At 54.7% G+C, this 16,564-nt stretch carries 18 protein-coding genes and 2 pseudogenes; 7 read left to right on the top strand and 13 right to left on the bottom strand.

The window, feature by feature from the left end:
* Window positions 1-137: 137 nt before the first annotated feature.
* The 3 genes from MPZ60_RS14380 to speG all read right to left on the bottom strand — a co-directional run bounded on the left by MPZ60_RS14380 (window position 138) and on the right by speG (window position 2,964).
* Complete coding sequence (locus tag MPZ60_RS14380; RefSeq protein ID WP_034354110.1) at window positions 138-1,406, bottom strand: type II toxin-antitoxin system HipA family toxin; 1,269 nt, start codon at window positions 1,404-1,406, stop codon at window positions 138-140.
* Window positions 1,403-1,930 (bottom strand): helix-turn-helix transcriptional regulator, encoded by a 528-nt coding sequence (locus tag MPZ60_RS14375; RefSeq protein WP_034354108.1) that lies wholly within the window; start codon window positions 1,928-1,930, stop codon window positions 1,403-1,405. The genes MPZ60_RS14380 and MPZ60_RS14375 overlap by 4 nt, the downstream gene beginning before the upstream one ends.
* A gap of 518 nt (window positions 1,931-2,448) precedes the next feature.
* Window positions 2,449-2,964 (bottom strand): spermidine N1-acetyltransferase, encoded by a 516-nt coding sequence (gene speG, locus MPZ60_RS14370; protein WP_034354104.1) that lies wholly within the window; start codon window positions 2,962-2,964, stop codon window positions 2,449-2,451.
* A gap of 108 nt (window positions 2,965-3,072) precedes the next feature.
* Between speG and MPZ60_RS14365 the strand changes: the two genes are divergently transcribed.
* Window positions 3,073-3,945, top strand: coding sequence for a LysR family transcriptional regulator (locus MPZ60_RS14365; protein ID WP_034354101.1), 873 nt, complete (start codon window positions 3,073-3,075; stop codon window positions 3,943-3,945).
* 75 nt (window positions 3,946-4,020) lie between these two features.
* Window positions 4,021-4,290, top strand: a pseudogene (locus MPZ60_RS14360) (IS3 family transposase); the annotation flags it as partial.
* 42 nt (window positions 4,291-4,332) lie between these two features.
* On the opposite strand, the gene MPZ60_RS14355 reads toward MPZ60_RS14360, so the two are convergent.
* Window positions 4,333-5,151 carry a fimbrial protein gene (locus tag MPZ60_RS14355; RefSeq protein ID WP_242607036.1) on the bottom strand — a complete coding sequence of 273 codons (819 nt, stop codon included), beginning with the start codon at window positions 5,149-5,151 and terminating at the stop codon, window positions 4,333-4,335.
* 327 nt (window positions 5,152-5,478) lie between these two features.
* Here MPZ60_RS14355 and MPZ60_RS14350 point away from each other — a divergent pair.
* Window positions 5,479-5,674, top strand: a pseudogene (locus MPZ60_RS14350) (IS3 family transposase); the annotation flags it as partial.
* A gap of 124 nt (window positions 5,675-5,798) precedes the next feature.
* Here the strand turns inward: MPZ60_RS14350 and MPZ60_RS14345 are convergent.
* The gene (locus MPZ60_RS14345; protein ID WP_242607035.1) at window positions 5,799-6,257 is read right to left on the bottom strand and encodes a fimbrial protein; all 459 of its coding nucleotides are present in this window, start codon (window positions 6,255-6,257) and stop codon (window positions 5,799-5,801) included.
* A 535-nt stretch (window positions 6,258-6,792) separates the two neighbouring features.
* Here MPZ60_RS14345 and MPZ60_RS25245 point away from each other — a divergent pair.
* Window positions 6,793-7,065: a hypothetical protein gene (locus MPZ60_RS25245; RefSeq protein WP_034385024.1), complete on the top strand. Its 273-nt coding sequence runs from the start codon at window positions 6,793-6,795 to the stop codon at window positions 7,063-7,065.
* Between the two features lie 91 nt (window positions 7,066-7,156).
* On the top strand, window positions 7,157-7,309 hold the full coding sequence (locus tag MPZ60_RS14335) for a hypothetical protein (RefSeq protein WP_165571701.1): 153 nt from the start codon (window positions 7,157-7,159) through the stop codon (window positions 7,307-7,309).
* Between the two features lie 6 nt (window positions 7,310-7,315).
* On the opposite strand, the gene MPZ60_RS14330 is transcribed toward MPZ60_RS14335, so the two are convergent.
* Complete coding sequence (locus tag MPZ60_RS14330) at window positions 7,316-7,771, bottom strand: universal stress protein (RefSeq protein ID WP_034354090.1); 456 nt, start codon at window positions 7,769-7,771, stop codon at window positions 7,316-7,318.
* Window positions 7,772-8,152: 381 nt separating this feature from the next.
* Between MPZ60_RS14330 and MPZ60_RS14325 the strand changes: the two genes are divergently transcribed.
* The gene (locus MPZ60_RS14325; protein WP_034354087.1) at window positions 8,153-8,578 is read left to right on the top strand and encodes a hypothetical protein; all 426 of its coding nucleotides are present in this window, start codon (window positions 8,153-8,155) and stop codon (window positions 8,576-8,578) included.
* Between the two features lie 353 nt (window positions 8,579-8,931).
* On the opposite strand, the gene MPZ60_RS14320 is transcribed toward MPZ60_RS14325, so the two are convergent.
* The 6 genes from MPZ60_RS14320 to MPZ60_RS14295 all read right to left on the bottom strand — a co-directional run bounded on the left by MPZ60_RS14320 (window position 8,932) and on the right by MPZ60_RS14295 (window position 13,528).
* On the bottom strand, window positions 8,932-10,452 hold the full coding sequence (locus MPZ60_RS14320) for an ATP-binding protein (RefSeq protein ID WP_080746095.1): 1,521 nt from the start codon (window positions 10,450-10,452) through the stop codon (window positions 8,932-8,934).
* A gap of 27 nt (window positions 10,453-10,479) precedes the next feature.
* Window positions 10,480-10,968, bottom strand: a complete 489-nt coding sequence (locus MPZ60_RS14315; protein WP_242607034.1) for a hypothetical protein — start codon at window positions 10,966-10,968, stop codon at window positions 10,480-10,482.
* A gap of 248 nt (window positions 10,969-11,216) precedes the next feature.
* Window positions 11,217-11,627, bottom strand: coding sequence for a LexA family transcriptional regulator (locus tag MPZ60_RS14310; protein ID WP_080746094.1), 411 nt, complete (start codon window positions 11,625-11,627; stop codon window positions 11,217-11,219).
* A gap of 287 nt (window positions 11,628-11,914) precedes the next feature.
* Window positions 11,915-12,253: a DUF6616 family protein gene (locus MPZ60_RS14305; protein ID WP_003062340.1), complete on the bottom strand. Its 339-nt coding sequence runs from the start codon at window positions 12,251-12,253 to the stop codon at window positions 11,915-11,917.
* Between the two features lie 10 nt (window positions 12,254-12,263).
* A complete protein-coding gene (locus MPZ60_RS14300) occupies window positions 12,264-13,037 on the bottom strand; it encodes a DNA alkylation repair protein (protein WP_034354078.1) in 774 nt (257 codons plus the stop codon).
* Window positions 13,034-13,528: a MarR family winged helix-turn-helix transcriptional regulator gene (locus MPZ60_RS14295; protein ID WP_034354075.1), complete on the bottom strand. Its 495-nt coding sequence runs from the start codon at window positions 13,526-13,528 to the stop codon at window positions 13,034-13,036. Before MPZ60_RS14295 ends, MPZ60_RS14300 begins: the two co-directional genes overlap by 4 nt.
* 642 nt (window positions 13,529-14,170) lie before the next feature.
* Here MPZ60_RS14295 and MPZ60_RS14290 point away from each other — a divergent pair.
* Window positions 14,171-15,592: a PD-(D/E)XK nuclease family protein gene (locus MPZ60_RS14290; RefSeq protein WP_131324644.1), complete on the top strand. Its 1,422-nt coding sequence runs from the start codon at window positions 14,171-14,173 to the stop codon at window positions 15,590-15,592.
* A gap of 60 nt (window positions 15,593-15,652) precedes the next feature.
* Here MPZ60_RS14290 and MPZ60_RS14285 read toward each other — a convergent pair whose 3' ends face one another.
* Window positions 15,653-16,333, bottom strand: a complete 681-nt coding sequence (locus MPZ60_RS14285; RefSeq protein WP_034354072.1) for a hypothetical protein — start codon at window positions 16,331-16,333, stop codon at window positions 15,653-15,655.
* Window positions 16,334-16,564 lie beyond the last annotated feature (231 nt).

Here is a 16,564-nt window from a genome sequence, read left to right as displayed (position 1 = left end):
CTCTGATGCCTCTGCTTAGCTGCGAAGCAATTGTTCGCGGTCTGAGCTGTCGGTCATCAAGATCCCTTGGGAATCAAGAAAGCCCGCCAATTCTGGAACGTTGCGGGCTTTTTGTTGGGGTGGGAGGTGCTTAGCTTTTACAGAAAGGCCTGTCTTTGCGATCTGAGCGCGTCGCGGTCGATGCTGGCGGCGAGCAGCTCCATGTCGGACTTGCTGACCCCCAGCGCAGTAAAGTGCGCGGCCCAGCGATCGACGGCAGCGGCCATCTGCCGTATCAGTTCGATGGCGCGGGGCATTTTGATGCCGTACTCGTTGATCTGGGTGAGTGCGTTTTCCAGGCTGGATTCGGAGCCTGCGGTACCCACCACGAGTGCCTGATAGCCAAGGTTCTGCAGGCTGGGCACCACGTCATAGGCGGGCGTGAGGTCGTAGTAGCCGTCTGCCAGATTGAGGCTGATGCTGTGGTTGCGCTCGTGGTCGTCGGTGTTGTCCATGAGAATGTTGAAGACCATGCGTTTGAACAGCTCCTCGCGCATGGCGGCCTGCCGGTCCGGGTGGCCCAGGCGCAGCAGGATGGTGGCCAGATTGCTGTAGCTTTGCTCCAGCCCCGCAGCGCGCAGGGCGGTGTGGGCGGACTGGCAGTGCACCCGGTAGGGGCCCAGGCGGTCGAAGCGCTCGATGGTGAGGGCGTGGCGCGCCTTGCCATAGCGTGGCGGCAGTGGCAGCACGGCGGTGTCGGCCACATACATGCCGGCCTGTGCGGCCAGCGTCATGGTGGCGTGCTCGATGAGCGGGGTGTCCACGGGGTCGTCGAGCTCGCTGAACTTGATGACGCAGGGGCCGTTATCCGTCTGCAGCAATGCCTTGGGCCGCGCGCCGCCGAGGGTGACGCCGGGCTGGATAAGGCGCTGTATCTCTGCGGTGATCGGGGCCTGGGTCTGCACGTCTTCTACCGCGGCGGCGAGTTGGGCCAGATCCTTCAACTGCGGATAGGGCCCGAGGTAGCGCGGAATGTACTGCTCTGCCGAGGTCGACACGCCCAGCGCGCCAAAGCGGTCGTCGCCCGCGAAGAGCAGCATTTCCAGAATGGACAGGCGGACAGGCCGGTCGATGTGGCGAATGATGCGCTCGCCCCAGCGGTCGGGGCGGGCGTCGTCGATTGCGCCGGGGGCCGTGTTCCTCTCGCCAGTGCTGAAGATCTGCCCCTGGACGATGGGCATGTCCTCGCTGAGCGCAAAGTTCCACCAGTCCGGCGTGTAGGTAAAAGTGGCGCAGTCTGCCACCAGCTGCGAGAGGCTGAGCTCGCCCACCAGCGTGGGCGCAGCAGGGTTGACCATGGCCCACACATAGAGCTGGTCTTGCGGCACGTAGGTGCGTGGCGAGACGGCGTTGATGGGCAGGCTCATAGCTTTTGAGGCGTTGATTTGTTCATGAGAGCGGCTAGTCCTGCTGCTGCAGCTGTCTTTTTGTCGCCCTGAGCTTGCATCTCTTGCTCTAAAGCGTACCTGGCCATCCGTTCAATCAGTCCAGCCAAGCCTTTCGTTTCTGAAGTCGATGGCTGAGGCGATGCAGCTTTCGTTGCCGCCGTTGATGGCTTGTTCTTTTTGGGAGCGCTGCTCTTGCGCTTGCTGTCAATCTTCGCGACCTCCTTCTCCAGCGCCGCATGGTCGTTCTGCGGCGCGATCAGGTCGGCCAGGCCGCCGGCCTGATTGATCAGCCACATGCACATCACATACGAGGCCATGGCAACGGACGGGTCGCCGCGCTCTATGCGCGCCATGGTGGGCTGCGATATGCCCAGCTTCTTGGCCCACTGCGCCTGCGACTCGCCGCGCCGTTTACGGGCGATGACGATGTTCTGCGCAAGCTGCTCGATCTGCTGGAGTACGGCTTGCGGGTAGTCTGCGGGCGATGTGTTCTGGCGTGGCATGCATAGATATTAGTGTTTTGGTCAAAACATGTAAATCTATGAATTATTTTTGTCTCTAAAGCATTGCTTGCATGCGACAGCAGGCGACTTCATTGTTGTCTGTATGCTTATTCAATACATAGATGTATTTAAATATCTATTTTTGATTCATCTATGAATAATTCTGTGCTTTTCATATATGAATTTGTGAGCACGTTGCGCTTGATCTGACTGGATTTGAAAGCAGTTTGATGCCGATAGTTTTGCTGGGCTGGCGGTGGCTGCTTTGCTTTTCATAGCGCGTGGCAGGCGGCTGCGCTGGCGGTCGCGGTGCTGCAGCTCGTGCAGCACTGTGTCTATCGGATGCATCGGCAGGAGATCCTCAAGCCCAGGTGGCCCGGCGCGGCAAAGCCATGGTCAAGCCATTGCCAGCGACGTTGGCATGTGCCGCAAGACGCCAGTACAACTGATGCAATGAACTACCGGCGCAATGAACTACCGGCGCAATGAACTACTGAGCCCAGAGGCTCCTCAATGATTCATTCCTTGTTGAGGTAACTTTTCTGCAGCAAATACATGCGCAACACGCTTCGATATTGGCCGTTGGCAAAGAATTCATCGACCAGTTCACCTTCCGGCTGAAAGCCAAGCTTCGTATAGACATGGATAGCCTTGGCATTCTCCTTGTCCACATGCAAAAAGATCTTGTGCAGATTGAGAACCTTGAAGCCATAGTCAAGCGCCAGACGAGTGGCACGAGTGGCAATCCCCTTGCCCTGCTGATCAGGAGCAACAATGATCTGGAACTCCGCTCGGCGGTGTACCAGGTCGATTTCCACCAACTCAACCAGCCCCCCTCGGGCCCCTTCATGCTCGACTACAAAGCGACGTTCAGTTTGGTCGTGAACGTGTGAGTCGTAGAGGCTGGTCAGTTCATCAAAGGTTGCATAAGGCTCTTCAAACCAGTACCGCATGATGCTGGCGTTGTTATCCAGGTGGTGCACAAAGCGCAAATCGTCGCGCTCCAATGGTCTTAGCTGAATGGATGTCGTCATGGATTCTTTCGTTCAATGGTTGGAGAGGCCGCTTGAAGCGACCGTGTTGCCAATGATCAATCAATTTTTTGTTTGAGAAAAGTTCAGATCAATCAGTAAAATTGATCTATGGAATGGACACTAGAACGTTTGAGCCAATTCGTTGCCGTGGCGGACTGTGGCTCGATGACCCAGGCCGCTCGGCGCCAGGGCCGAACTCAATCTTCAGTGAGCATGGCCATGGGACTGCTGGAGGCGGATCTCGGGCTGGAGTTGTTTCATCGTGTAGGCCGGTCGGTGCGACTCACGCAGGCTGGCGAAGTCATCCTGCTGGAGGCACGGGCCTTGCTCAATCAGGCCCAGGCGCTAGACCTGCGCGCGCGCAAGCTGTCACATGGCCAGACAGCCAAGCTTTGCGTGGCTATCGACGAAGCCTTGCCCTATCCGCCGATTGCCAGGTTGCTGCAGGAGCTGGCGCACCAGTTCCCGGCTTTGGAGTTGACCCTGCTCAATGGCACGGCGGCAGAAGTCGCACGCCAGGTGCAATCAGGTCGAGCTGAGCTTGCCTTCCAGTTTGACCGAGGCCCGGCAGGCGCTCAGTTTGCTCAAACTTATGTGGCTGGCGTACCTCAGATGGTGTTCGTATCGCGCGACCACGAGCTGGCCAAGTGCAATGGCATCAAGCGCGAGGACCTGGCCTCTCACCGGCAGTTGGTGATGCACATCGAGGGTGTTGAAGACCTCGTGATCAGTCCGAGCATCTGGCGCTCGGAGAGCTTCTACGTGCTTGCCGACATGCTGGCCGACGGCATAGGCTGGGGAATTCTGCCGCGCAATATCGCGCAAGCACCCGATATAGAGCCCCGCATCGTGGCACTGGACTGCGCGGAACTGCAGCTCCCGCCGTTAGCCGTGCGTATGCTCAATTTGCAAGGTGCAGAGCTGGGCGCTACGGCCTTGTGGATCGAGCAACGGCTGGCAACGCTGCTGCGTTCGAGCTAACAAGGAGGCTTCAGCACTTGGGAAGATGAAGCCATGAACAGGTAGAACAAGTTCTCCCCCGAGGTTCGCGAGCGCGTGGTGAGGCTGGTGCGGGAGCCCCGTGGGGGAGGGCCACATCATTGTGGGCAAGTATCGAGTCCATCGCTTCCAGGATTGACTGCGTGTCGCAGACCTTGAACGAATGGGTCAAGCGTGCCGAGGTCGATGCCTGCGTACGCGAAGGCACCACGACCGGCGAGCTTCAGCGCATGAAGGAGCTGGAGCGCGGGTCAAGGAACGGCGCCGGCCCAGCGAGATATTGAAGCTGGCCAGCGCGTTTTTTGCCCAGGTGGAGCTCGGCCGCCGCGGCTCAAGCCCTGAAGGACTTCAAATCTTGGAACCCGTAGCCTACAAGTAGCTCATGATGAATATCAGCTCTGTATTTGCAGTTCCAGGCTTGTATCTAGGCTCGTTTGTTAATCGGTAATAGTTCGCCTTCAGCGGGATCTGAAAACTACCGCCTTGGCGGGAGTCGTAGCCTGTAAATGTATGGGGAGTATCCAAAGCAAGAGGTACGTCATTGCCGTCTCTGATTTGAAGCCCGACTCCAATGGCGCCTGATCCATCATTAAGCCCGACGATTCCCTGACTGGCGTCAATGACCTTTGTCAACGCAACAAAGGTGTAATTGACCTTGCCTATTCCAGGTGGGCATCGGTTTAGATTCAGGTTGAAGGAGACCGGTATGGTACGGGTACCTGGTCCATCAAAATCGGACGAAATATAGTCATCCCCCATGGCAACGTTCACGTCCGGACTCTCGCAGGAGCCAGCGATAAAGTTTATGGGTTGAGCCAGTCTATATGTGATGAGGATATCGGGTCCAAGCTTTAAGGTTCCGATCTCGCCTGCTTTAATCTGGCCGCTGGGCTCAAATGCCGAAGTCTTGAAAAGTTCCAGTACCATGTGGCCGGGCAGTATCCATTGACCGGCATCATGCGCTATCGGAGGAGTTACGATGCCCCCGCTTCGCGTCCTTATTCGAAACGACAGTCCAGGTGTGCCAGTAGGAAAGTAAGACGAATCTACTGGAGTCGGTCCTCGCGCAGGAGCGGCGAGCATTCCAAACAGGGTTGCACCATTGTTGCAGGTGAAGCGGATGTCCTTAGCGAGTGGCTTGGTGTCAGTAAAGACCAGAGTCTCATTCGGTACATCACGGGGCACCATGATCTCTCCCGGGCCATCGAACGTCAACGTTTGGCGCCCCCCAGTCACAGTACACGACGTCTGTGCCTCTGCCTGAGATGAAATTCCCATCAAGGCCGCCACTAACCAATACATCGTTATTCGGCCAATTGGCATTTAGCCTCCTATCAGTGAATCGTCCCCGCTTGCTGATGCCCGAGGAGATTAAAAATTCAGTCAAAGTTGCGTGAAGTATGTAATCAATGGCTAGGCGAAAGAATAAGAAAAATCTTATTTTTACCAAGACCTTTTCATGAGCCGTCCTGCCCGGCGCCTGCACGATGGCACTCCGTTTGAATGCCCGCACAAGTGCCCCAACTGGTACTGCGACGTGCCGAGGTCGATGCCTGCGTACGCGAAGGCACAGCGACCGGCGAGCTTCAGCGCAGGAAGGAACTGGAGCGCGAGTCAAGGAACTGCGCCGGGCCAACGAGATATTGAAGCTGGCCAGCGCGTTTTTTGCCCAGGTGGAGCTCGGTCGCCGGTTCAAGCCCTGAAGGACTTCAAATCTTGGAGCCGGTAGCTTACAAGTAGCTCATGATGAATATCAGCTCTGTATTTGCGGTTCCAGGCTTGTATTTAGGTCCGCTAAATACTTTATAATGATAATAGTTCGCCTTCAGCGGGATCTAAAAACTACCACCTTGGCGGGAGTCGTAGCCTGTAGATGTATGGGGCTTATTCAAAGCAAGAGGTCTGTCATTGCCGTCTCTGATTTGAAGTCCGATTCCAATGGCATCTGATCCTTTATTAAGCTCGACAATTCCCTGATTGGGGTCAATGATTGGTGTCAACGGAACAAACGTGTAGTTGATCTTGTTGAGTCCTGGCGGACATTTATTTATTTTCAGGCTGAAGGAGACCGGTCTGGTACGGGAGTATGGACCATCAAAATCAGACGAAATATAGTCATCCCCCATGTCAACGTTCACGTCCGGACTCTCGCAGGAGCCAACGGTAAAGTTTATGGGTCGAGCCAGTCTCAATGTGACGAGGATATCGGGTCCAAGCATTAGGGTTCCGATATCGCCTGCTTTAATCTGGCCACTAGGCTCAAATGCCGAAGTCTTGAAAAGTTCCAGTATCATGGGGCCGGCTATCATAAATTGACCAACTGGGTACGCAGTGATCGGAGGAGGTAGGATGCCCCCGATTACCATCTTTATTCGAAACGACAGTCCAGGTATGCCGGTAGGAAAGTAAGACGAATCTACTGGAGTTGGTCCTCGTGCAGGGGCGGCGACGATCCCATACAGACTTGTTTGGGCGTAGCAGTCGAAGTGGATGCCCTGGGGGAAGAGTGACTTCCTATCAGTAAAGATCGGAGTCTCTTTCGGGATGTCACGAGGCACCGTTAGTTCTCCCGGGCTATCGAACGTCACCGTTTGGCGCCCCCCCTCAATCACATCACACCTCGCCTCTGCCTGAGACGAGATTCCCATAAAGGCCACCACCACCAGCCAACACAACATTATTCGGCGCATTTGGCATTTGGCATTTGGCATTTGGCATTTGGCATTTGGCATTTGGCATTTGGCATTTGGCATTTGGCATTTGGCATCCTATCAGTGAATATCCGAGGCGATTAAAAATCCAGTCAAAGCTGCGTGAAGTATGTAATCAATGGCTATGCTGAAAAATAAGAAAAATCTTATTTTTACCAAGACCTTTTCGTGCGCCGTCCTGCCCGGCGCCTGCACGATGGCGCTCCGTTTGAATGCCCGCACAAGTGCCCCAACTGGTACTGCGACATGGCTTGGGAGTGGCGCCAGCCCTGCTGCTTCAAGCGCGGGCGTGGTTGGAGTGCTGGTCAGCCTGGTCGAATGCCGAGACGCGCAGGTCAATGCCTTGATAGGGCAGGTACAGGTGGACAGGCAACTGCTGGCGACCCACTGACCAAGCCCCCAGAAAAGGCGAAAGCCCCAGGCGTTCAGACCGCCTGAGGCTTTCGTTCCCAACCCTTGAAAGCCCAAGGATCAGAGCGCTGATGATGCTTTCCAAAGTGACCGTCATCGCACCATTGAATGTCGCAGCGGCAGAACGCCATGCGCGCAGCATCGCAGTGGCCTATGTGCTGGCCGCATTGGGCATCACCGCCACAGGCTTGGGCGGCTTGATCGCAGCTATCCGCGGGTGGTGAGCAGTTTTACTCTTTGACCACAGGCCTGTGCACCAGCACCGGAATGTGGCTGTTCACCAGCACGCGCTGGGTTTCGCTGCCCAGCAAAATGCCGGCAATGCCCTTGCGGCCGTGCGATGCCATGCAGATCAGGTCGCAGTGGCTTTCCTCGGCCTGCCGGATGATGGCCTTGTGCACCGAGGCATTCATGGCTCGCGCAGTCTTGCAATACACCCCCTCGGCCCTGGCAATGTCCTGCACCTCCTGCAACACCCTGTCGGCCGTTCTCTCGGCGTCCTTGTTCAGGTCGTTGGTGTTGTAGGTCATCATCGCCTCGCCGCTGTACATCAAGGCGGCATAGTCCGGCATCACATACAGCACCGTCACCTGGGAGTCTTGCTCCTTGGCCAGCTGCATGCCGGCGCGCAGCGCGGCTTCGGAGAGTTTCGAGCCGTCCGTAGGAATCAGAATGTGCATGAACATTTTCAGCCTCCTTGCGCGCCAGCGCCTGTGGGGTTGCCACGCAATCCGAACGATTGCCAAGCCCATACTCACACTCCGGGGCAACTGATGCAACACCCAGAAGTAGGTATTCGAGCGGTTTTTTTGATGGCCAAGAAAAGGCCTGAAATTCAATAGAACCCGGCTCTGGCACATGCCAATCAAGCGCTTGCAGCTATCAAAAGCATACTAGCCAAGCTTATGCGCAGCATGCCTTGCACGGGCGCGATCCTGGGCATATGGGGCGCTTTCCGGCTCCTCGCCGGTGCCACATGGGCTGCCGCATCCGCGGTGCAGATCATTAAGAACAGGTAGGGCGGGAAGGGCGGTAGTACGATTCACCCATAGCAACTTGGAGAGGGTATGGGCAAATCGACTTATCGCGCATTGGTGATTGCTTCGCTGGGCATCCCGTTATTCGGAATGCTGGCGGAATATGGCTTCGATCTGGTGCCCCATGAGCTGACCGATCTTTCCCAGAGCCTTTTGATGCAGTCAGAGGTCGGCCCCACGGACTGGATTTTCTTGCTGGCGCTCTCGGTGCTGGTGGTGCTCGGCCTCATTTCCTTCTACGGCCTGCTGCGGTTCAGAGCATGGGCACCCCGGTTTACCCTGTGGTCTTCTGCTGCGACCTGGGTCGTCGCCTGTTTCAGCCCACCGCTTGTGCTGTCCGGCCTGGGGAACGCGACATCGGCCTTGGGCTTTGCACTATTTGGCGCAGTGCTTGCCTTGCCGTACTACGCACCCGAAGTGCGAGAGATGTTCTGGCCTTCCAAGTCAGAGGACTGAACAAAAGCCCCTGCGAGGGGCTTTTTGCATGGCCAGGGCAATTGGCTGGGCATGGGGCTGGGTAGAGCGGCCCTGGCTGTCGTAGTTCAGGTTCAGCAGATAGCGGCTGTGCTGCGACGCGTCGGTATTGCCCTGCGGACTTTTTCCCCTTGCGGGTCTTGTATTCGTCGCCCTCCCGGCCATAAATCAAGCGTCTGCAAGAGTGCTGGCGTGCAATGTCAGGGCACAAAAAAACCGCCAGTTATCGGATGTGGTTCTTCCGCGTGATCTTAGGAGTTCTTACGCTCCACCTCTTGCGAGGCCCTAACAAGAGGAAGGTGCGTATAGCAACGTTTAGTGATTGAATGGCGTGATCATCGGTTTGCCTGAATGAAGTTGCGCATATGCTCAATTGATTCGGAAAGTTGATCACTATTAAACCTCACGTTTAAAGTATTTTCTGGATGATGGATTTGATGGCGTATGTACTCAGTTAAAGTAGTGGTTGTGTTTTGTGGGTTGCCTTTATATATCTTTATATAAGGAATTTGCTGTTTACCAATTTTATAATCTTGTAGTTTTCCAATAGCCTCAATGTGTCCGTAAAGTTCATTGTGATACTCTTGACTGGCTTCACCGAAGGTAGAGAAGTTCACTTCATTGAGGCTCGGATATGGCAGCTCATGCTCCCTTATTTTTTGTATTCTGTTATCTTGTTGGTCAGATATTATCAATAGGTCTTCAAACCTTAATTGTTTTACAATCTCTGGACTATGAGTTGTTAGTATTACTTGAGTATTACCGGTTTTTGATAGTTTTACTAAAGCATCGAGAAGTGCTCTTTGATGATCGGGGTGTTGTGCCGTCTCTGGTTCTTCAATAGCATAAATAATGCTGGGAAGCTTTGATTCTTGATGACGTCTTTCTGCTTCTGCTCGGAAGAAACTAATTAATATCAATCTCTTAACGCCACTGCCTCGCTTATTTATAGGTATTCCTTCATCTGCGGTAATGGAAACGCTTTTGAAGACATCAGTCCACTTTAAATCTTGAGAGTCGGGTAATTGAGGGTCTAGTGTTGAAGCGATAGTCGGATTCATTTCGCTCAATTTTTCGCGAGTCCTTTCTGCCACGTCCTCTAATCGCTGCTTGACTAGATTGGAAATTCTTTCAAAATCATCTCTTATAGATTTGTCGCTTAGAATTTCTCTGACAGCAAGCTTCATAGGGTCTTGAATTTCACCATCGCCGTCACTATTTTTTCGATCAGATTGGAATAAAGTGAAAAGCGGCATATATGCCTTTAACTTATCCCACAGATCTTTGGATTCAATCTTTGCGATTTCAATTTCGCAGGATTTTAGCTCTAGGTCACTCTGTGCACCCCAAATGGCCTTTCTTAGCTCAGCATTCTTTGTCTTGTCTGCGCAGGCAAATTCTTGAGTGTCAACTATCTTTTGTAGTTCTGAAATTTTCTTGAAAAGCAGGTCTTTACATGCAGTATTGGTCGGGTGCAGTGCCTCTATAAAGACCTTCTCTTTTCCTGCATTAGGGTAACGTTTTAGAACCTTAAGTGTTCCATTTTTTGATAAAAGATATTCATCCTTCAGTGTTGTAGGGTTAGTTGTATCAATATATATTTGTGCCGGAAGATTTGTGAATTCAACTGATATTTCAATATCAGAGTTTCCTTCTGAAAGGCATTTTTTATTTATGTCATCTTTGTCTATTTTGACGCACCCTTTTCCTTCATTAAAGAAAATATCTAGCGCTTCAAGGATTGTAGATTTTCCTATATCATTTTTCCCAACGAAAACTAAAAGATTATCGAAGTCGATTGATACGGGTGAACTGTACCCTCTAAATCTATTTATTGTTACAGATTTGATTTTCATATCTATCTCCTCCAAGTAGAAAAATAATTAACACCTTAGTCGGAACTGCTCATCTCTCGCGATCTTGCGCTCCCTTCGCACCCAATCCAGGTCGTAATACTGGCTGCCTGCACGTCCCATGCTGTCCAACGCTTTGACGCGTTCTTCCAGTGCATCACAGACTTGTTTTTTGCCGGGCTCGGCAGGCTGGGCAGGGCGGTTTTGGTAGACAACCGCAGGGGCAGCGGTATTGCGTTGGGTCTTGCGCCATTGGGCTTCGGCCTGGGCGACCTTTTGATCCCATGGCAGGCCGGAGGGCACGGTTTCAGTACGTTCGAGAAAAGCGTTGTGCTGGCCGCATTGCGCGCTGCTCCAGAAAAGCCCGCCGCCATGGCCTTTGCACAGATAAACGGTGCTGCCTGAATGCCCGCTGTGCAGGGTGGTGGTTTTGTCTTCCACCACTTTGCCGCCTTTGCATGCCTCTTGAGAATAGGTATTGCCGCAGCGATAGATGGGCTGCGCTATGGCTTGATTCATAGCTGTGGCTGGCAGCAAAAATGCTGCGGCAGCCAAGGCAGGCAGAAAATGCATGCAAAGCATTATCTGTAAAAATTAGTTACTAAAAAATTAACCCCGGCCCGCAGTGCGATGTTGGACAACTGTAATAAACCAAAGAGAAAGGCAATGTAGAGAACTACATTGCCTTTCTTCGTTAGCAGGTGCTTTTTTTGGGGCGCTAATCAGATTTCAACGGCAGCCTGTGTTGTGCTGGCGCGCGCATGTATTCATTTTGCAAAGCGCTTGATGCAACTGGTGACGACACCCCAGATTTCCAGCGTCTGTCCTTCTGGCGGCACGATGTCGGGGTAGGTGGGGGCGCCTGCCCTGAGCTTGCAAGTGTCGCCATCGCTGTCCAGCGCTCTGATGACGAGTTCGCGCTCGACAACCGCCACGACGATGCTCCCATCGCGAGCACGCAACTCCCTGTCCACCACGACGATATCGCCGTCATCGATGCCGTGTTCCTGCATGGACGGGCCGGTCACGCGCAGCAGGAACGTGGCTTTGGGGTGCGTGACCAGCAGGTCAGTAATATCCAGTCGCTTGCCAGCGAAGTCATTCGCGGGCGAGCCTGCGCGTGCGCTGCGATCAGCCAGCGGCAAAGTAACCGGGGACGCAATCAGTTGGACGGGCATACCACTCATGAGACGATGACTGTGCATATGTACAGTGTAGCGATTGATGCGACTCAGGTGTCATGAATCCACGTTGATGTCGCATGCTTTCCACTCGATCCTGCACCCGGTTCTGTGCGAATCCGGGGGGCCATGTTGAGTTGCATGTGCTGTGCCGAAAGCTGGCCAGCCCGCAGTGGTGACTGTGGCGGGCGGCCATTAGCGGGCATTAGTGGGCATCAGCGGGCGCTAGAAATGACTAGCCGCATGTATTACCAGAGCACAGCGGCATTGTCCGAAAGACTGAGCTACGCGGCAGCTAGAGCAGCCAAGTGAATATCCGCCGCCCCTTGAGTGCTGGCTGCATTCACATGGTCAAAGTAGTCGTACCAGCCGCTGGCTTTGATGCCCGCCAGCAGGGCGTCACGAGCGGCCTGGTCAGGAAAGCGCCAAATACCAAGGAATGTATGCGCGGTTCCCTGGTCAATGCTGGAGTCCGTTTCTGCCAGGGAGAGGACTTCGACACCGAGGCTGGAGAGTTGATTCAATGCGAGTCCGATGCCGCCAAGAAAATGTTGCCTTTGTTCGGCGGACAGTGCGAGCCAAGCCGAATTGGGGGTGTAGAGCTCTACAAGGTAATGAGACATGGTTCCACTTTCACTTGAGATTGCGCAGTGCGCGTTGACATATACGATGTGTGGCGGCAGCTTGGGTGCTTTGAAGCCATTGGGCGCAGATATCACGCACCCAGCTTGGCTGGTCCTTGGCGGCATCATTGAGCCAATTGGCGACCGAATCCTGCACGTAGACCGAAGGGTCGCTCTTCAAAGCTGAGAGCAAAGGCAGTGCTTGCTCGGGCGAGCGTTTGAGCTGTGAGATATGCGTGCTCCACACACCGCGGGGACGCAAAACCTCGCACGCGAATCGTCGGACACGTTCAGAAGGATCTTGTGTCCATGGCATCAGCTGAGCGATAGCCGCAGCCAGGTCTTGCACCAGGTGCGGCCGCATTGCCATCCAAGCCCATTCACGCACACCAAAATGGGCATCGTCTGCCAACGGGCGCATTGCGGCCAGCCGTACACCGAGATCCAGGTTAGGCCGGGCACCGATCATGAAACATGCCCAGCCTCGTGCCATATCGGCGCGGTGCGTTTGGCATTGTGCGATGCCCTCAGTACCCAGGGCATCCAGCAAGACTGAGCCGATACGGGCCATGCGTTTGAGCACGCCCAGTTGGCAGGCTTCATCGATCGTGCTCAGTGCTTGAGCCGTAAGTGCCGGAAAGAGTGTTCGTGCCAGTACGGCCTGGTCGACTGCCAGGCATTCAGCCAGCGTCGCGCATTGCAACTCCCCGCGCGATAGCGCATGCAGAACGTCCCGAGGGATGTCAATGGTGCGTGTCGCACCCTTGCGGACTTGATCCCTCATGATTCAACGTCCGATTCAGGGCCTCGTACTTTCTCCAGCAACGCTGCCAGCTGCTTTCGCTCATGTGCAGACAGGTTGCCAAACAAGCCTGCAATCCACCGACCATGCTGGTCGATAACGGTACCGGCAAGTTGTTTTCCTTTTGAGGTCAGCCGAATGCAAAGTGCGCGGCGGTCTTCGGCGTTGGCGTGACGTTCAATCAGACCCTCGCGCTCCAGTCCGTCTAATAGACCGGTCACCGTGGCGCGGGTCACGCCAGCTTGCTCGGCCAGCGCGTTGGGTGCGAGTCCGTCAGGCGCCACATCGAGAAGGAACAACAGCACAAAGCGCCCCTCAGACAAACCATGAGGGGCCAGCAAAGCAGCGCAGTCGCGGTCGATGTTTGCAGCCATCGACAGCACTTGAAAACACAGCCGGATGCCGTCCACATCAGGAAGTTTGCGTCGTTGTGCTTCTTCAATTAGCGCCTGGTACTTCTGTTCAAGCTTCATTAGTTAGCCAAAATATAATATGGTGGCTAATTATATGAGCAAGATCACTTCATGGATAGTGGACCGAGCATCACCTCATCAGATGCCAGCTTGTCGATTGCAGACGTTGGCTTCGCTGAGCACCGATTCGATGACCAGGCAAAGTAGGGTGGCGGTGAGCACTGAATCGTCAGGGGCGCTCAGGGACGGCGCTTGCTTGCGATCAACTGGGGCGGGCCGAGGCCCGCGCCTTCATCCCGATCAGTTGGTCGCAAAGCAGTACATCAGCCCGGCGCTGCCGCTCTGTTTGAGCTGGTCGACGCTGCAGCCGCGCGTGCCATCAGGGCAAATTACATCTTGCAAAGCGTTTGATGCAGCTGGAGATGACACCCCATATCTCCTGCATCTGTCCTTCCTGCGGCACGATGTCGGAATAGGTGGGGGCGCCTGCCATATAAATAAGACAAGGCATTGAGATTGAATCTGCTCGCTAGAGAATAGAGCGATCTGACGTTGTTCTAAAATTCATAGCTGTAGGCGCCAGCATTTGTTGAGTTTCAGGTTGTTTTCTATCTGAAAGTCAAGAAAATCAGGCGCAGTTAGCTATTCAAATAGTCAAAGGCAGCAGCACAAACGCATGCTGCTTGTCTGAGGGAGGCATACGTGAGCGCGACACCAACCCATCACTTATCAACTCTGCCAGGTGTGGATGCTTTGAAAGCCCTGCTGGGCAATCTGCAAGCCCGGCAGGCTGGCTGGCAGCAAGCCCAACAACTCATGGCTGCACAGTTGGCACCCGATTTTTCGCCCTTTAGCGTGTACCGTAGTCATGAAGTGGATGTGTCGCGTCACCTTGCACTGTTACTGGATCCCAACGAAACACATGGCCAAGGCAGTTTGTTTTGGGATGCGTGGGTAGACCTGGTGCTCGATGCCCAGGGCAAGCAACATTTGCTGTCTGTTGACGGTGAAGATGATAAAGCGGCTGCAACAGAGCAAGACCTTAGGGCAGGCGACGGCGAGGCTGCAGATATGCCACGGCCGAACAGTGCTTGGCTTCGTCAAAGCGTTGTCGGCAATGTGGAAACAGAGCATTCCACTAGCTCGTTGGATAAGCGTAGATACATCGATTTGTGCGTTCACTTGCAAGCGCCAAACGGCATGTTGGCGATTGAAAACAAGCCTTGGTATTCATCCGTAGATGAGGAAGGCCAATTAGCCGACTACGCAAAGCACTTGTCTCAGTTGGCAAAGGGAAGGCCTTGGCTATTGGTGTACTTGGGGCGCGGGGCACCTGGCGTGCAAAGCATATCGCTTGCTGAGCGTACAGAGTTGACCAACCAGGGGCATTTGGTATGTGTTTCTTGGTCACAGATGCTCCAGATGTTTAGGCAATGCGTACCGAAGATTCAGGCATCCAAAGTGCGCTGGTTTGTAGAGGACTTTATTGACATGCTGGAGGAGGAAACGATGGGTTATGTAGACGAGAAAGAGTTGGCACATGTTGCTCAAGCCTTCAACAATAGCCCTCAGGCTTTAGCGCAAGCGCTATTGCTGCGCGATACCCTGCTGCAGTGGCAATCGAGTCGGTTAGAGCTGTTGAAAGAACAACTCAATAAGCGTTTCGTTGAAGAAGGGGTTAAGCCCCAATGGGGCATCAACACAGAATCTCCTCATAAAAGAAAGGCGTATTTCGCTTTGCCTTTCACAAGTAGCCCAGACGTTACTTTGCGCTTCGAGTGGTATTTTGGCTTTGCTGATGAGGAGAATTTTTACTGGGGCCTGCATATCCCGAGCTTTGACAAGGAAGCCGCAAAAGGCTTGGGGGAGGCACTGATACAAGCAGCACCTCAATTGCCTGCCTCAGATGACGTTGAGGAGATGTGGCCGTTTTGGGTGTATCTCACTGATGACCCATTGTTTACGCCTGATGCCAAGCAAACTGGTGCGACAGCGCTGCACCCTTGGCTGTCTGTAGACCGGCATGAAAACGATTTTGTGACTTTGGTGCTGCAGCGCTATCGCGAGTTGAAGGCGGCACTTCAGTCCGATGCGGTGCAGGTGAGGCTGAAGCAGGAGCAATAACAGTCTAGGCCTAAGACTTGCTAAGAATTGGGCGGGCCGATGCCCGCCCTGTCACATCGGTCAGTTGGTCGCAAAGCAGTACATCAGCCCGGCGCTGCCGCTCTGCTGCAACTGCTCAACGCTGCAGCCGCGCGTGCCGTGCGACGAGTTCCACGAGGCATTGGCCACAGGGTCGGGGTTGGTACCCTTGTGGTCGTGGTGGCCAACGATGGCAGAGCCGCCGTCGCTCTTGGTCCAGTTGCCGCAGGTGGTGTCCTTGCCGGGCTCGGGCACGGCCAGTGTGCCGTCAGGGCGCGAGCCGGTGAGGATGTCGTGGCGGTTGACCTCATCTCCAAAGCCCGAGACGATTTCGCCCTTTTCAGTCAGCGAGGTGTCCTTGCCGACCTTGGCATTGGCGCTGTGCAGGTCGGCCACGCTGGTGGCAATGACCATGCCCTTGGCGTTGCGCCACGGGCCGTTGCCGATGCGGTCGCGCGCATTGACAGCCGGTTGGCCATTCAGCGCCGCATTGCTCAGGTAGGCGCGCCAGGTCTTGTTGCCTGCGCCCACGCTTGCGGCCAGCGACTGGCAGTAGCGGTCGGCCCCGGACAGCCCGCCCAGGTCGCCGCCCTTGCCGGGGTTGGCGCTTGTGATAAAGAAGCTCATGGGGTTGCCGCCCGACACCCCCATGGCGCCGCAACCAACAATCAGTGCGGCAGCCGCAAGGGCGGTGCTGGCAGAAAGAACCAAACGACGGGACATGGCAGGCTCCTGAGCAATGGTGGAGCCCGCAGGCTAACGCAAGCTTGTGTCAGCGGCAATATGGGGACGGCTGTGAGCTGGGCCAGGCGCAGCGGGCTGCCCACAGATGAGGCAGTGGACTAGCACTGCTTCAATCAAATATCCAGAAATAAGCACCCGCAACGGCACATGCCAAAGCCATCATCAAGAAGACCCAGTGCAAGCCTGGAATGCCTTCCGCCCCGGTGTACT

It is taken from the genome of Comamonas sp. 7D-2 (assembly GCF_022749555.1).
GTDB classification, from domain to species: Bacteria; Pseudomonadota; Gammaproteobacteria; order Burkholderiales; family Burkholderiaceae_C; genus Comamonas; species Comamonas thiooxydans.
This window is presented reverse-complemented; position numbering and strand designations above follow the sequence as displayed.

Excerpts from the sequence above, each read along its gene's own strand:
- MPZ60_RS14380 (WP_034354110.1), bottom strand. The coding sequence starts at position 1,406 with ATGAGCCTGCCCATCAACGCCGTCTCGCCACGCACCTACGTGCCGCAA.
- MPZ60_RS14375 (WP_034354108.1), bottom strand. The coding sequence starts at position 1,930 with ATGCCACGCCAGAACACATCGCCCGCAGACTACCCGCAAGCCGTACTC.
- speG (WP_034354104.1), bottom strand. The coding sequence starts at position 2,964 with ATGACGACATCCATTCAGCTAAGACCATTGGAGCGCGACGATTTGCGC.
- MPZ60_RS14365 (WP_034354101.1), top strand. The coding sequence starts at position 3,073 with ATGGAATGGACACTAGAACGTTTGAGCCAATTCGTTGCCGTGGCGGAC.
- MPZ60_RS14355 (WP_242607036.1), bottom strand. The coding sequence starts at position 5,151 with ATGGTGCCCCGTGATGTACCGAATGAGACTCTGGTCTTTACTGACACC.
- MPZ60_RS14345 (WP_242607035.1), bottom strand. The coding sequence starts at position 6,257 with ATGATACTGGAACTTTTCAAGACTTCGGCATTTGAGCCTAGTGGCCAG.
- MPZ60_RS25245 (WP_034385024.1), top strand. The coding sequence starts at position 6,793 with ATGGCTATGCTGAAAAATAAGAAAAATCTTATTTTTACCAAGACCTTT.
- MPZ60_RS14335 (WP_165571701.1), top strand. The coding sequence starts at position 7,157 with ATGATGCTTTCCAAAGTGACCGTCATCGCACCATTGAATGTCGCAGCG.
- MPZ60_RS14330 (WP_034354090.1), bottom strand. The coding sequence starts at position 7,771 with ATGTTCATGCACATTCTGATTCCTACGGACGGCTCGAAACTCTCCGAA.
- MPZ60_RS14325 (WP_034354087.1), top strand. The coding sequence starts at position 8,153 with ATGGGCAAATCGACTTATCGCGCATTGGTGATTGCTTCGCTGGGCATC.
- MPZ60_RS14320 (WP_080746095.1), bottom strand. The coding sequence starts at position 10,452 with ATGAAAATCAAATCTGTAACAATAAATAGATTTAGAGGGTACAGTTCA.
- MPZ60_RS14315 (WP_242607034.1), bottom strand. The coding sequence starts at position 10,968 with ATGAATCAAGCCATAGCGCAGCCCATCTATCGCTGCGGCAATACCTAT.
- MPZ60_RS14310 (WP_080746094.1), bottom strand. The coding sequence starts at position 11,627 with ATGCCCGTCCAACTGATTGCGTCCCCGGTTACTTTGCCGCTGGCTGAT.
- MPZ60_RS14305 (WP_003062340.1), bottom strand. The coding sequence starts at position 12,253 with ATGTCTCATTACCTTGTAGAGCTCTACACCCCCAATTCGGCTTGGCTC.
- MPZ60_RS14300 (WP_034354078.1), bottom strand. The coding sequence starts at position 13,037 with ATGAGGGATCAAGTCCGCAAGGGTGCGACACGCACCATTGACATCCCT.
- MPZ60_RS14295 (WP_034354075.1), bottom strand. The coding sequence starts at position 13,528 with ATGAAGCTTGAACAGAAGTACCAGGCGCTAATTGAAGAAGCACAACGA.
- MPZ60_RS14285 (WP_034354072.1), bottom strand. The coding sequence starts at position 16,333 with ATGTCCCGTCGTTTGGTTCTTTCTGCCAGCACCGCCCTTGCGGCTGCC.